Origin of the sequence: Burkholderia sp. THE68, assembly GCF_009938265.1 — a bacterium.
GTDB lineage: Bacteria > Pseudomonadota > Gammaproteobacteria > Burkholderiales > Burkholderiaceae > Caballeronia.
On record NZ_AP022315.1, the window covers coordinates 1,468,148 to 1,480,921 of the forward strand.

Annotated in this window: 12 protein-coding genes; 2 read left to right on the top strand and 10 right to left on the bottom strand. The window is 62.5% G+C overall.

From position 1 onward, the window contains the following. Positions 1-162: 162 nt before the first annotated feature. The 4 genes from BTHE68_RS06980 to BTHE68_RS06995 form a co-directional block, all read right to left on the bottom strand. Positions 163-726, bottom strand: coding sequence for a hypothetical protein (locus BTHE68_RS06980; protein ID WP_162065721.1), 564 nt, complete (start codon positions 724-726; stop codon positions 163-165). A 2-nt stretch (positions 727-728) separates the two neighbouring features. Then, positions 729-1,118: a DUF3592 domain-containing protein gene (locus BTHE68_RS06985; RefSeq protein WP_162065722.1), complete on the bottom strand. Its 390-nt coding sequence runs from the start codon at positions 1,116-1,118 to the stop codon at positions 729-731. Beyond that, positions 1,115-1,606, bottom strand: coding sequence for a type VI secretion system tube protein Hcp (locus BTHE68_RS06990; RefSeq protein ID WP_162065723.1), 492 nt, complete (start codon positions 1,604-1,606; stop codon positions 1,115-1,117). The genes BTHE68_RS06985 and BTHE68_RS06990 overlap by 4 nt, the downstream gene beginning before the upstream one ends. Before the next feature lie 408 nt (positions 1,607-2,014). Further along, positions 2,015-4,378, bottom strand: a complete 2,364-nt coding sequence (locus BTHE68_RS06995; RefSeq protein ID WP_162065724.1) for an AsmA family protein — start codon at positions 4,376-4,378, stop codon at positions 2,015-2,017. A 110-nt stretch (positions 4,379-4,488) separates the two neighbouring features. Between BTHE68_RS06995 and BTHE68_RS07000 the strand changes: the two genes are divergently transcribed. Next, positions 4,489-5,196, top strand: a complete 708-nt coding sequence (locus BTHE68_RS07000) for an ABC transporter ATP-binding protein (protein WP_162065725.1) — start codon at positions 4,489-4,491, stop codon at positions 5,194-5,196. Continuing rightward, positions 5,193-6,008, top strand: coding sequence for an ABC transporter permease (locus BTHE68_RS07005; RefSeq protein WP_162065726.1), 816 nt, complete (start codon positions 5,193-5,195; stop codon positions 6,006-6,008). The genes BTHE68_RS07000 and BTHE68_RS07005 overlap by 4 nt, the downstream gene beginning before the upstream one ends. A gap of 10 nt (positions 6,009-6,018) precedes the next feature. On the opposite strand, the gene BTHE68_RS07010 is transcribed toward BTHE68_RS07005, so the two are convergent. From BTHE68_RS07010 to BTHE68_RS07035, 6 genes are all read right to left on the bottom strand, one after another. Beyond that, positions 6,019-6,495, bottom strand: coding sequence for a VOC family protein (locus tag BTHE68_RS07010; protein WP_162065727.1), 477 nt, complete (start codon positions 6,493-6,495; stop codon positions 6,019-6,021). Positions 6,496-6,532: 37 nt separating this feature from the next. After that, complete coding sequence (locus BTHE68_RS07015) at positions 6,533-7,003, bottom strand: VOC family protein (protein WP_061179232.1); 471 nt, start codon at positions 7,001-7,003, stop codon at positions 6,533-6,535. Between the two features lie 131 nt (positions 7,004-7,134). Continuing rightward, positions 7,135-9,072 (bottom strand): hybrid sensor histidine kinase/response regulator, encoded by a 1,938-nt coding sequence (locus BTHE68_RS07020; protein WP_162065728.1) that lies wholly within the window; start codon positions 9,070-9,072, stop codon positions 7,135-7,137. Positions 9,073-9,146: 74 nt separating this feature from the next. Then, a complete protein-coding gene (locus BTHE68_RS07025) occupies positions 9,147-9,608 on the bottom strand; it encodes a response regulator (RefSeq protein WP_162065729.1) in 462 nt (153 codons plus the stop codon). Then, the gene (locus tag BTHE68_RS07030) at positions 9,601-11,958 is read right to left on the bottom strand and encodes an ATP-binding protein (protein ID WP_162065730.1); all 2,358 of its coding nucleotides are present in this window, start codon (positions 11,956-11,958) and stop codon (positions 9,601-9,603) included. The genes BTHE68_RS07025 and BTHE68_RS07030 overlap by 8 nt, the downstream gene beginning before the upstream one ends. Beyond that, complete coding sequence (locus BTHE68_RS07035) at positions 11,955-12,584, bottom strand: biliverdin-producing heme oxygenase (RefSeq protein ID WP_162065731.1); 630 nt, start codon at positions 12,582-12,584, stop codon at positions 11,955-11,957. Before BTHE68_RS07035 ends, BTHE68_RS07030 begins: the two co-directional genes overlap by 4 nt. Positions 12,585-12,774: the final 190 nt, after the last annotated feature.

Below are 12,774 nucleotides of genomic sequence, written 5' to 3' on the forward strand. Positions count from 1 at the left end.
CGCGCAGGTCTGACAAATCGTTATTCACCAATCACTTAGCGTGACTACGCGAGGCTTTTCAACATTGCTGTCCACAGAAATTGTGGATAAGTCAGGCACGCGCCGTGGTCTAGGGTTCATCGCCTTGGACCACGGCACTGTCACGGCTGGCAAGCGATTTCGTTACCCGTCGTAAAGACCGTTGTAAGAAATCTGGCCGAACATAAGGCCGAATCCTATGCTATCAATCAAGCCAACGCTCTTCCCTTGCAAAAGAACTAACGGAGCCGGACTTGTAAAAAGATAGTCGCCAAAAATGGCGGGCGCAAACATGAATGGGACAATAATTTCCTTTCGCATTCCGGTCATGAAAATAGAGCCAGCCTCCGCAGCAATCACCCCAGCACCCCCATCCAAATATAAGGTGAATCCCGCAAAATCTTCCGGATTTGGTTCGTGCCCACCTGAATAATATACACTGCCGCCCCCATCAAAATTTGTTGTCGAGCCGCCGCCAGCAACACTCCCCCCTTTCATCACGGTTTTAGGCAAGGGTATCTGAGGCAATCGAAAACCTTTGGGTAGCAATGCGTGTTCAAAGCCAGTTCCAAATCCTTTATAGGAAAACCGATGTGGCACTTCTTGCGGATCGTTCAATACAAACATGCCACCAGACATGAGCAACCTGCCTAGCCCCACGCCTGCACTGGCAGCAGTGTTATAGGTCCATTTACTCGAATGCAACATGTTTAATCTTTCTTCTCTGTTTTATTCGGGAACAAACCTTTCCAGATAAAAAATAGACCGATACTCGCGAAAGTAATAAATGGCCCCCAGACGCTCATCACACCATTAATCCTCGCTATGCGAGGCGACTCGGGACTGTAACGCATCACCACTTGTTCTCCCACTACGACCGAATGAAAATAGCTGCTTGCCGGAACTGAGATTCGTTCGCCATTATTCGCTGTGAATTCAACTTGGGGCTTTCTGCTCCCCGAATTCAGTTTCACCACCACACCCGTTGTCAGGGTCGACTGTCTGTACCAGTCGATTGTCGGAATCAGCATTGGAATTTGAATGACGAGAAGAGCGCTGCCCGCCAATAGTGAAGCAAGATCAAGCTTCCCTTTCTTCATGATTGCTGGTTGTCAGGCCGACAGACATATTGAGCGATAGCCGTCCCACAAGGTATTCCCGCCTTCATCTTTACGGATTCGAATCGAACCTCATCGAAAGATAAAGTCACTTGCTCAAAATGCCCCACTGCAGAACCACGCGGCGAAATTTTCATAATGAGCACGTTCTTCATAATTATTTTCGTGGCGTCCTTTGGTGGGATGACCTTGCCTATTCCTCCAGGAATGGCCTGAGCGAAGGGACTGCGCAACGACAGAACAGCTTCCTTCGCTACCTTGTTCATAGTCATACAGCTAATCAAACTCGGTGTTACAGCATCCATGTCACGAACGATTGACAGATGATGAACCGTAGTCGCCTTGCCTACTGCATTCCGACTGCTCTTTGTAAGCCCCCACCACCAACTCAACACTTCAATTTCGCCCTCATGTCCGAGGTCTGTTGCCAGCCCTTCGATACCATCGATCTTTAACCAAATATTCGACATTTCCGTGCCTTTTCGCTGCTTGTTAACAAAGATATTCAGTGATGCTTATTTAGTTTCGACAAATATCGCGACTGCGAAAGAGGAAGCACGAAATTTGACAGGGTGTTGCGTTCATTCGGGCAACGCGATGTCGAGCCTGTGGATAAGGTAAGACGCCCATTCAACGCACCGAGCGCGAACAAAAAACCCGGCGCGATCCGCGTCACGCCGGGTTTTCTGAGCCAAATCAAGAAACTAGGTGAGTCGCCAAGCGGTTTTCCACAACCCTGTCCCCTTGCACTGGGGATAAGTCATGCAAGCAATGGCGCGTCTTGAAGCGCCGGCAACTTTCCCTTCCGCGTCACGCACTTAGCCAACTTCCCGGCACGTTTTCAACAGGGTGCTCCCCAATTGCTGGGGACAAGTATCTCAACTCCCCCGATACTGCGAAGCACTCGCCGGCGCGGGCGCGGCAGGCTTCTTCGCCGCGTCCTTGGCCGCCGCCGCACCCGACGACATATAAGCCGGCGCCGCCTTCGCCTTTTCCTTCTGCCCCGCCGGCGGCGCGCTCGGCGCTTTGCCTATATCGGCGAGCATCTGCTGGCAAGGCAGCGGCTTGTTGTTGCTCGGCGCGATCAGCGGAATCAGCGCCGCGAACGGATTGATGAGCCCCAGACCGACCATCGCGCCACCGCGCACCGCGAGCGCCCCGACGCTCACGCCGACCTTCGGATCCTTGAGCGTGCCCTTCACATACAGCGGCGAGCGCAGCGAAAACACGCGAAAGCCCTTCGTATGCGGATGGATGCCCAAATCCATATCCTCGGTCTTCATGTTGATGGTGCCGTCGACGTTGATGACCGCGTCGTCGGTATCCAGCGCGAAGACGCGCGAATCGAGCACGCCATCGGTCACGACGAAGTCCGCCGCCGCGCAGTTGATGTTCACGTCGCGCTTGCCGAAGAGCTTTTCGTACACGACATTCGCCACGTTCAACCCGGCGGCCTCCATGTACAGCCGGCTCACGGTGCCCTCCGTGATCAGCGCCTTCACCTCGCCATTCGATGACGCCGCGAGCGCCGCAGGCGAATTGCCGGTCGCCGAAAGCGCGGCATCGCCATTGATCTCGCCGAGCGCCGATTGCATCGTCTTCACGGTCGGGAATAGCTGCTTCAGCTTGAGATGCCGCGCCTGTGCCGACACGCGGCCTTTCAGCGGCGCGGCGCTGCCATCGAGATGAATGTTGGTTGCAATCGACCCGCCCGCCACGCCGAACTTGAGCGGCTCGAACGACAGCACGCCGTCGGTCATCAGGACGTGCGTGTACAGGTCCGTGATCGGCAGGTCCGGGTCCTTGATGATGCGCTGGCCGGTGAACTTCACATCGGCGTCGATAGACTTCCAGCGATCGGTCTTGAATTCCTCGGTGGGCAGCGCCTTCGACGACGGCTGCTTCTCCTTCTCGCCGCGCTTGGCCTTGCTCGCGTTCGAATCGGCGCCGATGATCGGCGCGAGATCCTTGAACTGCAACAGATGCGACACCAGTTCGCCCTTGAGCAACGGACGCGGCTTCCTGCCCGCATAGACGAGCGAACCATTGATGTCACTGCCGCCCACGCGTCCCGTGAAGTTCTCGTAGTGGAACACGTTGCCGTCCTCGCGGAACTGGCCGGTGAGACGCCCTTCGGTCGCGAACGGCGGTGTTTCGGGCAGCGTCACGCCGGTGAACGGATACAGATGCGCCATGCTGACGGCCTGAATCCACAGCCGCAGATCGAGCGCGGCGAGATGCGCGGGATCGGTCACGGTGCCGACGAACGCGATATGCGTGTCGCCGAGGCGCACGTCGGCCTGCACAGGGAACGGCCGCGTCGCGTCCTGCACGGCGAGCACGCCGCCCAGCTTGCCGTCGCCCGAGACCTTGCCGCCGTTGTACGTGCCCTTCACCGTCCAGCCGAATGCGTACGGCGGAATGGGCGGCTTGGGCCCTTCCTTGGTCGTGATGCTGGCGTTCGCCGACACGCTCGCCGGATTCGGCGCCGATGCATTCGCCGCCGCCGCAGCCGACGCCGCCGATGCCGCCGACGCTTCGGATGCCGCGGCCGCGTCGGCCTGTTTGTTGAGCTTTGCCGCGCCGCTCTTGCCGACCATCTCCGCCGATGATTTCGCCGACGCCGCCTCTTGTTGCTTCATCACGTCGCCGATCGGCACGGGCTGGCCGAGCGTATCGACGACGACCTTCATCTCCGCCTTCGTCACCTGATCGGAAATGCTGATCGTGCCTTTCGCGAGCGAGATGTCGCCGAGCTTCAGATTCCACGTCGACGGCTCGGTCGACTGCTTGAACTTGAAAGTCCAGTTGTTGCGGTTGTCCTTGAGCCGCTCGATGTCGACCGACGGATTCACGAGGTTGATCGTCGGGATCACGATGTCATGCGCGAGCAGCGGCAGCACGGCTACCTGGAAGTCGATTTCATCGAGCGTCGCGAAGAATTTTTCGCGCGTCCAGTCCGGATTCGCGATGGTGATCTTTTCGGCGGAGAAGCGCGGCCACGGCACCCAGCGCTTCCAACCCGTCTCGTTCGGCGGACGATGCCAGCCGACTTTCAGATCGCCGGTAATTTCGAAGCGCCGTCCGATCGCCTCCGATACCTTGTCATCCACCCACGGCCTCAGCCGGTTCCAGTCGAAGGTCAGGAATATGACCACCAGTATTGCGATCAGAACCGCCAGAACGGCAAAAAACCATGCGACGATCCTTCCGATTTTTCCGGTCGTGCGGGCCTGCACCATGACGGCTCCATCCGTTTTTTCTGATTATGTGTGCGGCAGCACATAGTGTGCCCGCCGAACGCCGAATGTCCGTAAGATGTCCGCTTATAAAAACGAGCCCCGCGAAAACGATGCCCGACGCGACATCGCCCACTTACACGCCTTCGATCGAACTGGTCGCGGCGCACGGCATCGTGCGCCGTGACGCCGTGCGCGCCACGACGCTTCTGCAGCCGACGGACTTCGCGCTCTACGCGGGCCAGCGCGCGTCGATCACCGGGCCGTCCGGCTCGGGCAAGAGCGTCTTGCTGCGCACGCTCGCGCTGCTCGATGCGAGCGATGCCGGGTACGTCACGTGGCGCGGCGAGCGCATCGCGCGGGCACGGATACCGGCCTATCGGCGGCGGGTCGCGTATATCGCGCAGCGGCCTGCGATGCTCGACGGCACCGTCGAGGACAATCTGCGCTATCCATTCACGCTCAAGACCTATTGCGACGCACACTTCGATCGCGACACCGCGATGCGCCTCGCGCAAGCCGCCGGACGCAGCGCCGATTTTCTCGACAAGCTCGCCAGCGATCTTTCGGGCGGCGAGGCGCAGATCGCCGCGCTCGTGCGCGTGCTGCAGCTCGCACCCGACGTATTGCTGCTCGATGAACCGACCGCATCGCTCGATCCGGCTTCGGCGCGCGCGATCGAAGCACTCGTCTGCGCATGGTTCGACGCCGATGCCGAACGCGCCTGCATCTGGGTATCGCACGATCCGGCGCAGGCGGGGCGCGTCGCCACGCGTCATCTGACGATGAACGCCGGCGTGCTCGGCGAGGACACACGATGAACGGCTATCAGAACCTCGGTCTCGTCGACATCGGACTGGCAGCGGCGCTGATCGTCGTGAACGGCGCGCTGTCGGTCGCGCTCAATCTCGGGCTCGAACGCAAGTTGCTGGTGGCCGCAATCAGGACCGTCGTGCAATTGCTTTTGATCGGCTATGTGCTCGGCTGGGTGTTCGCGTTCGATCGCTGGTATGTCGTGCTGCCGCTGATGGCGTTGATGACCGTCATCGCCGGCTTTGCGGCATCGGGTCGTGGTCGGCGCACCTACGCAGGACAGCGCGCGGACAGCATCGTCTCGATCTGGGTCAGTTCGTGGCTGATCGGCGCGTTCGGGCTGTTCGTCGTAATCCGGATCCATCCGTGGTACGAACCGCAATATGCAATTCCGATTCTCGGCATGATCCTCGGTAACACGCTGACGGGAGTGTCGCTCGGCATCGAGCGCATGACGGAGGAACTGACCGCGGGGCGCGCGGCGGTGGAGATGTCGCTCGCGCTCGGCGCGTCGCGCTGGGAAGCGGCGCAGGGACCCGCGCGCCAGGCGGTGCGCGCGGGCATGATTCCTACCTTGAACCAGATGGCCGTGGTCGGCCTCGTCAGCCTGCCGGGCATGATGACCGGCCAGGTGCTCGCCGGGCAGTCGCCCTTGCAGGCGGTGCGCTATCAGATCGTCATCATGTTTCTGATCGCGGCGGCGTCGGGGCTCGGCGTGGTCGGGGCCGTCGTGATGACGTATCGGCGGCTCTTTTCGCGCGATCACCGGTTCATGGCGGCGAAGCTCGTGGAGCGCAAACCCCGCAAGCGCGCCGCCTGACGCGTCCGCATCACGCGCCGTTGTACGCCCGGTCCAGCTCCGCGATATCCAGCTTGATCATCTGCCGCATCGCGTGCATCGTGCGATCGGCCTTTGCCGGGTCGGGGTCCTGCAGCATCGCGAGCAGACGCCTTGGCGCGATCTGCCACGTCACGCCGTAGCGGTCCGTGAGCCAGCCGCACGCCAGCGACTGGCCGCCGTCCAGCAGCTTGTCCCAGTAATGGTCGATTTCTTCCTGCGTTTCGCATTTGATGAACATCGACAACGCCGGCGAGAATTTGAAATCGGAGTTGCCGTTCAGCGCCAGGAACGCCTCGCCTTCCAGTTCGAACAGAATGGCGAGCACGCTGCCGACCGGGCCGGGGCTCGATTCGGTATGGCGCATGATCTCCGTGATGCGCGCGCTCCTGAATATGCCGACATAGTAGTTCACAGCCTCCTCGGCGTTGGCGTCGGCGAACCATAGACAAGGGGAAATCTTGTTCATGTGCGGGTCTCCGTTCGTGGAATCGTGGAATCGTGCGTCATGCGCACGGCTGTTGTCCCATCGCCTGCTTCATTTCTTCCGGCGCGACGTCGCGCACGTGCGTCGCGACCGACCATTGATGGCCGAACGGGTCTTCCAGGCGCCCGTATCGATCGCCCCAGAACATGTCGGCGACGGGCATCGTCACTTTCGCGCCGGCGCTTTCGGCCTGCTTCACGGTGGCGTCGACGTCTTCGACATACAGGTGGATCGTGACCGGCGATCCCTTCAGTTCCTTCGGACCGACCGAGCCAAATTGCGGAAATTCATCGACGAGCATCAGGGTCGAATCGCCGATCTTCACCATCGCGTGCATGAGCTTGCCGTCTGGTCCGGGCAGGCGGCCCAGTTCGACGGCGCCGAACGCGCGTTTGTAGAACTCGATCGCATCGGCAGCGCCCGCGCAGACGAGGTGCGGGGTCAGCGTATGCATGCCTTCGGGAATCGGCTTGACGGCGGAAGTGGACATATCGGCTCCGTGTAGAAAATGAGGCACGCCGGTCTGGCGCGGCTCTCTACCCTACAACGAACGGCCGTGCCGTCAATCGACATATACGCGCGCGCAACGTCAAATTTTTTCACGCCGGTACGCGCGATAGCTTATTTCGAAGGCTGCTCCGCGAGCGATCGAATCAGCGCTTCGAGCCGCGAGAAATTCACGGGCTTGGTCAGATGGTCGCGAAATCCCGCTTCGCGGCAACGGCGGATGTCCTCGTCCATGCCATAGCCCGTGATCGCCACCGAAGGCTTGTCGGGCTGCAAGGTCTGCCACGCCCGCGCGATGTCGAGCCCGCTGCCATCCGGCAAGCCGATATCGCTCACCAGCAAATCGAACGGCCCGCCCTTCGCGCGCTCCAGCGCGTCCCCGACGGTCACGGCGACCGTCACTTCGTGGCCGAGCATTTCGAGCACTTCGGCCATCGCCGACGAAGTCTGCTCGTTGTCCTCCACCAGCAGCACTCTCAGCGCGCATCCCTGCTCAGCGCGCGCAGCCTCGACGAGCGGCTCATCCTCGTGCGCGGGCTGCAGTTTCGCGAGCGGCAGCGTGAGCGTGAAGCGCGCGCCCGTATCGCGGCCCTCGCTATGCGCCGAGAGCGTGCCGCCATGTTTCTGCGCCAGCGTGCTGGCGATCGCGAGGCCGAGGCCCAGGCCGCCGAACGAGCGCGTGATGGAATCGTCGGCCTGTTCGAACGCCGAGAAAATGCGCGGCAGCGCTTCCGCACTGATGCCGATGCCGCTGTCCGTCACCGACACCGCGATCGTCATCGGGTCCGGGTTCCACGTCCGCACGTCGATGCGCCCGCCAGCCGGCGTGAACTTCACCGCGTTCTTCATCAGGTTCCAGACGATCTGCTGCAGGCGCGCGGCATCGCCGAGCACGACGAACTGCGCCGCGTCGAAACGCGTGTCGAGCGTCAGGCCCTTCGCGCGCAGATCGGCCTCGGACATGTCGAGTGCGCTCGTCAGCAAGGTATCGAGCGCGACGCTCGCGAAATTGAGCGACAGCTTGCCGCGCGCGATGCTCGTGAGGTCGAGCAGATCGTCGATCAACCGCGCTTCGAGTTCGACGTTGCGGCGGATGAGATCCAGCGTTGGATGCGCCTCGCGCGGCAGCGAGTGCTTCATCTCCAGCAAACGCACGGCCGCGAGAATGGGCGTGAGCGGCGTGCGCAACTCATGCGACAGCACCGCCAGAAAATGGTCCTTGGCGCGGTTCGCCGATTCCGCCTGGTCCTTCGCGAGGCGCAGCGCGTCGGCGGCCATGTGGGCATCGGTCGCGTCGCGCACGATCTTCGAAAAGCCGATCAGCTCGTCGTGCTCGCTGCGGATCGCGGTGGTCACGCCCGACGCGAAGAACGAATGGCCGTCCTTGCGCCAGAGCCAGCGGTCGTCGCTCGCGCTGCCTTCGCGCCGCGCCGTCGCGAGCTCGGCCTCGAACACGCCCGCTTCGCGGTCTTCCTGCGCATAGAAGATGCTCGCGGACTGGCCCAGCACGTCCTGCGCCGGAAAGCCGAGAATGCGCTCGGACGCCGCGTTCCACGTGCGGATGCGTCCTTCCGGGTCGAGCGTGATGACGGCGTAGTCCTTCAGCGCGTCGATGAGCAGGCGGAAGTGCGTCTCCGTCTCGCGCAACGCCCGCTCGACCGCGATGCGTTGCGCGCGCTCCGCGCTCTCGCGCATCGCGCGGCGCACGACGGCGGGCAGGCGTTGCAGACGCTGCTTCAGCACGTAGTCGGTCGCGCCGCGCTTGAGCATGTCGACGGCATGCTCTTCGCCGAGCAGGCCCGACACGAAGATGAACGGCGTGTCCGGTGCGCGCTCGCTCGCGATCGTGAGCGCCTCGATGCCCGAAAACGTGGGCATCACGAAGTCGGCGAGGATCACGTCGAAACGCTTTTTCTCCAGTTCGGCGATGAAGGTCGCGGCGTCGTACACGATCGCGGCATCGACCGCGTAATCCGCGCGCTCAAGTTGGGCGATGGTCAGCTCCGCATCGAGTGCGTTGTCTTCGACGAGAAGCAGATGCAGGGGCTGCATGATCTAGGCGTCCTCTTCAAAGGACGCTTGGGCGGGCATCGGACTGGGCGAGTTCGCGAACATGAGCGCAGCGGTCATTGCGCGGGCGGGCGGCGAAAACGCGTCGAGCCCGGCGGCGGTTCGTTGAGCACGGCCCAGAACACGCCGAGATCGCTGATCGCCTCGACGAACTCCGCGAATTCCACCGGCTTCACCACGTAGGCATTGACGCCGAGTTCATAGCTGCGCACGAGATCCTGTTCTTCGCGCGATGACGTGAGCATGACCACCGGAACGCTCTTCAACGACGCATTCGAGCGGATCATGTCGAGCACTTCGAGACCGTCGATCTTCGGCAATTTCAGGTCGAGCAGGATCACCGCCGGATTGCCGGGCGCGCGCTCCTTCCATTCGCCTTCGCAAGTGAGATAGTCGATGGCTTCCTGACCGTCGCGCGCCACGATCACTTCGTTCGCGAGCTGGCTCTTCCCGAGCGCGACGAGCGTGAGTTCGAGGTCATTTGGATTGTCTTCGACGAGCAATATCGGTTTAAGCATGGTCTTTTTTTGGCTTTGTGACTGACGCCCCCGGCGTGACGCTGGCGCTGCGGAACACGACCGGCAGGGAAAAATAGAATACCGCGCCCTCTCCCAGCCGCCCTTCTGCCCACGTGCGTCCATCGTGACGCTCGACGATGCGCCGCACGTTGGCGAGTCCGATGCCAGTGCCTTCGAACTCTTCCGCGCGGTGCAGCCGTTGAAACACGCCGAACAGCTTCGCACCGTATTTCATGTCGAAGCCGACGCCGTTGTCGCGCACGCCGATCACGTATTCATCGGCGCTTCGGGTAGCGAATATCTCGATTTTCGCCGATTCCCGCGTTCTCGTATATTTCACCGCATTCGAAACGAGGTTGCGCAGCGCGAGTTGCAGGAAAGTGGCGTCGCCGGTCACGCGCGGCAGTTCGCCGATCACCCAGTCGATGTGCCGCTCCGAGCCTTCCGCCTCGAACTCCTGCACCACGCCGCGCACGAGCTGGCCGAGATCGACCGGCGCGGGCCTGAGTGCCGCGCGGCCCATCTGCGAGAAGGTCAGCAGGTCGTCGACGAGCGTCCCCGCGAAGCGCGCCGAATCCAGCATGTTGTTCAGAAAGCGCCGGCTCTTGTCCGACATGCGCTCGCCTTCCTGCTCGCGCAGCAGGTCGCCATACCCCGCGATATGGCGCAGCGGCGCGCGCAGATCGTGCGACACCGAATACGAGAACGCCTCCAGCTCCTTGTTCGCGCGCGTGAGTTCGGTCGCGAGTTCGGCGCGTTCTTCGGCACGGCGCAACACGATGTTGAGCAACGCGCCGCGCAATTCGCTGGCGATTTCGAGTTCGCCCTGACGCCACATCGCGGAATGTCCGCGCACCGTTTCGAGCCACGGCGAAAAATTCGTGCGCGGCGCGCTCGCGCCATCGGCGTCTTCGATCTTGACCGGCTCGCCCGCCCATTTGATCGTCTGCATCAGCTCGGGCCTGAACCAGAGCAGGTAGTTTCGAAAGATCTGCGAGACCGGCAGCGCGAGCACGCCGCAAGCCTTGTCCTGGTGCGCCTGCGCGGGCGGCCATTCGCGCGCGAGCGAATCCGTCGCCCACACGCCGGAGGTGTGATCCGCGAGCCAGTGCGTGAGCGCGCGCACGGTGTCCTCGTCGGGCGTCGAGCCGAGCAGCGTGATCTGATCGTCGAAAACGATCGCCGCGCCCGCCGAGCGCGCGAAGCTCAGCACGTCCTTCGGCACCGACTGCAAGCCGCCGACGAAGTTGTCGTGCTCGCCCATCGCGGAGATCAGGCGTCCCATCGTGCGGCGCAGCGCGGCCAGATACTCGCCTTCCTCGCGCTCTTCCTTCGCCTCGATCTGCAAGGACAGCATGTGCCCGAGATGCTCGACCGCCACGCGCGTGCTGAACGGCACGATGCGCGCGTCGTGATCGTGGCAGGACACGAGTCCCCACAGCTTGCCGCGGACGACGATCGACACGGACATCGACGCATGCGTGCCCATGTTGCGCATGTATTCCAGATGCACGGGCGAGAAGCTGCGCAGCGTCGCGTAAGTGAGATCGGTCGGCCGGTTCGTGACGGGGTTCACGTTCGGCACGAGGCGCGCGGGCCGGTAGTTCACATCGGCGACGAGACGGATGCGGTTCTTCAGATACAGCGCGCGCGCCTGGCGCGGAATGTCCGACGCGGGAAAGAACTGATGCAGGAACGACGCGTAACCTTCATCGCGGTCTTCCGCGAGCACATGACTGCGCCCTTCTTCGTCGAAGCTGTAGAGCATCACGCGGCCGAAGCCCGTGATCGCGCGCACTTCGCGCACCGCGAGTTCCGCGAGCGCCTGCACGCTCGCCGCGTCCTGAAGCCCGCGCGCGAACGTGCGCACGAGCGGATACATCGATGCGAACGCGTCGCCCGTCGCCGCCGCGGCTTCCATCTCGACGATCAGCATGCCGTCGTGACGATGCAGCGTGATGTCGAAGCGCGTCGCCGGCGCGACCTCGACCGCACCGATATAAAGCGGCGCGTCGTCGAGCGCGGAGGTGGCCGCCGCCTGCGCGATGCGTTGCGCGCCCGCTTCGCCCAGCACGGCATCGAGCGGTGCGCCGAGCAATGCTTCGACGCTCGCGCCGGTCAGCGAAGCCAGGTTTTCGCTCGCCTGCACGATGCGCAACTCACCGTCGAGCACGAGCAGAAAGCCATGCGGCTGGATGCCGCCGGGAATGTGGATCGGCTCGGCGTCGCAGTCCTTGCTCGCGACGCCCGAACTGAGCGTGCGCCGGCGCGCTTCGGCATCGGGCGGACCTTGCGATGCTTCGTGCAATGCCCGCGCGCCGATGGGTGGCTGGCTCGCGGATTCGCTCATGAAGCCGCTCCCTGCCCCGGTTGCGATGGCGCGAGATCAGCGGCTTCGGGGCACAGCCACGCGTGCAGGCTTTCGAACGTCGCGATGGCTGCTTTCACTGCATCGTCGTGATGAAGCGCCGGCACCGATGCCGCCGCGATCTCGCGAAACGCGTTCCACATGCTGCCCGTGCGCGGGCCATAACCATCGAAATAGGCATTGCCGATACCGGGCGTCAGAGCGAGACGCTGCGCCACGTGCGGCGCGATGAAGCGGCCACCAAGCGTGCTGCCTTCCATCACGTACATCGACCCGAACGCTTCTGCTACGTTATGCATGTGCGGCAGGTCGTTGCGCGGATCGGCCTGCGGTACGCAATCGCCCGTGCGCTGTTTGCCCGTCAGCGCGGCGAGATCGGCGGCGAGGAGCGGCGCCTTGCGGCGCGCATCGAAAAAGTCTTTCAGCGATGCGGGCATGCATGCGCCCGCGGCGTCTTCCCAGGGCGCGACGTAGCCTTGAAAGCGTTCGAGCAGCGCGACGTACTCGTCGCGCTGCAGATCGTCGCGCATCAGGTCGAGCGCATTCTCCAGCCGCGCATGGCACGCGGCGGTTTCATTCTTCAAACGCGACAGAAGGTCGAGTGGCATGTTCCGTTGTATTGGCTTCGGGCCGCGAGGCGGGCAAAGGATGCGGGCATCGGAAGGGCTTACCGGTTCGCGCGTATCGTGCAGCGCGTGCATCGGTAGAAAAAACGCGGCAAACGTTGATCCCCGGACCGCTCTTGAATTAACGACTCATTCTACGCAAGCGGCCCGCGCACTGCTATTTGCCGAGGCT

Coding starts and splice junctions, on each gene's coding strand:
- BTHE68_RS06980 (WP_162065721.1), bottom strand. CDS start 726: ATGTTGCATTCGAGTAAATGGACCTATAACACTGCTGCCAGTGCAGGC.
- BTHE68_RS06985 (WP_162065722.1), bottom strand. CDS start 1,118: ATGAAGAAAGGGAAGCTTGATCTTGCTTCACTATTGGCGGGCAGCGCT.
- BTHE68_RS06990 (WP_162065723.1), bottom strand. CDS start 1,606: ATGTCGAATATTTGGTTAAAGATCGATGGTATCGAAGGGCTGGCAACA.
- BTHE68_RS06995 (WP_162065724.1), bottom strand. CDS start 4,378: ATGGTGCAGGCCCGCACGACCGGAAAAATCGGAAGGATCGTCGCATGG.
- BTHE68_RS07000 (WP_162065725.1), top strand. CDS start 4,489: ATGCCCGACGCGACATCGCCCACTTACACGCCTTCGATCGAACTGGTC.
- BTHE68_RS07005 (WP_162065726.1), top strand. CDS start 5,193: ATGAACGGCTATCAGAACCTCGGTCTCGTCGACATCGGACTGGCAGCG.
- BTHE68_RS07010 (WP_162065727.1), bottom strand. CDS start 6,495: ATGAACAAGATTTCCCCTTGTCTATGGTTCGCCGACGCCAACGCCGAG.
- BTHE68_RS07015 (WP_061179232.1), bottom strand. CDS start 7,003: ATGTCCACTTCCGCCGTCAAGCCGATTCCCGAAGGCATGCATACGCTG.
- BTHE68_RS07020 (WP_162065728.1), bottom strand. CDS start 9,072: ATGCAGCCCCTGCATCTGCTTCTCGTCGAAGACAACGCACTCGATGCG.
- BTHE68_RS07025 (WP_162065729.1), bottom strand. CDS start 9,608: ATGCTTAAACCGATATTGCTCGTCGAAGACAATCCAAATGACCTCGAA.
- BTHE68_RS07030 (WP_162065730.1), bottom strand. CDS start 11,958: ATGAGCGAATCCGCGAGCCAGCCACCCATCGGCGCGCGGGCATTGCAC.
- BTHE68_RS07035 (WP_162065731.1), bottom strand. CDS start 12,584: ATGCCACTCGACCTTCTGTCGCGTTTGAAGAATGAAACCGCCGCGTGC.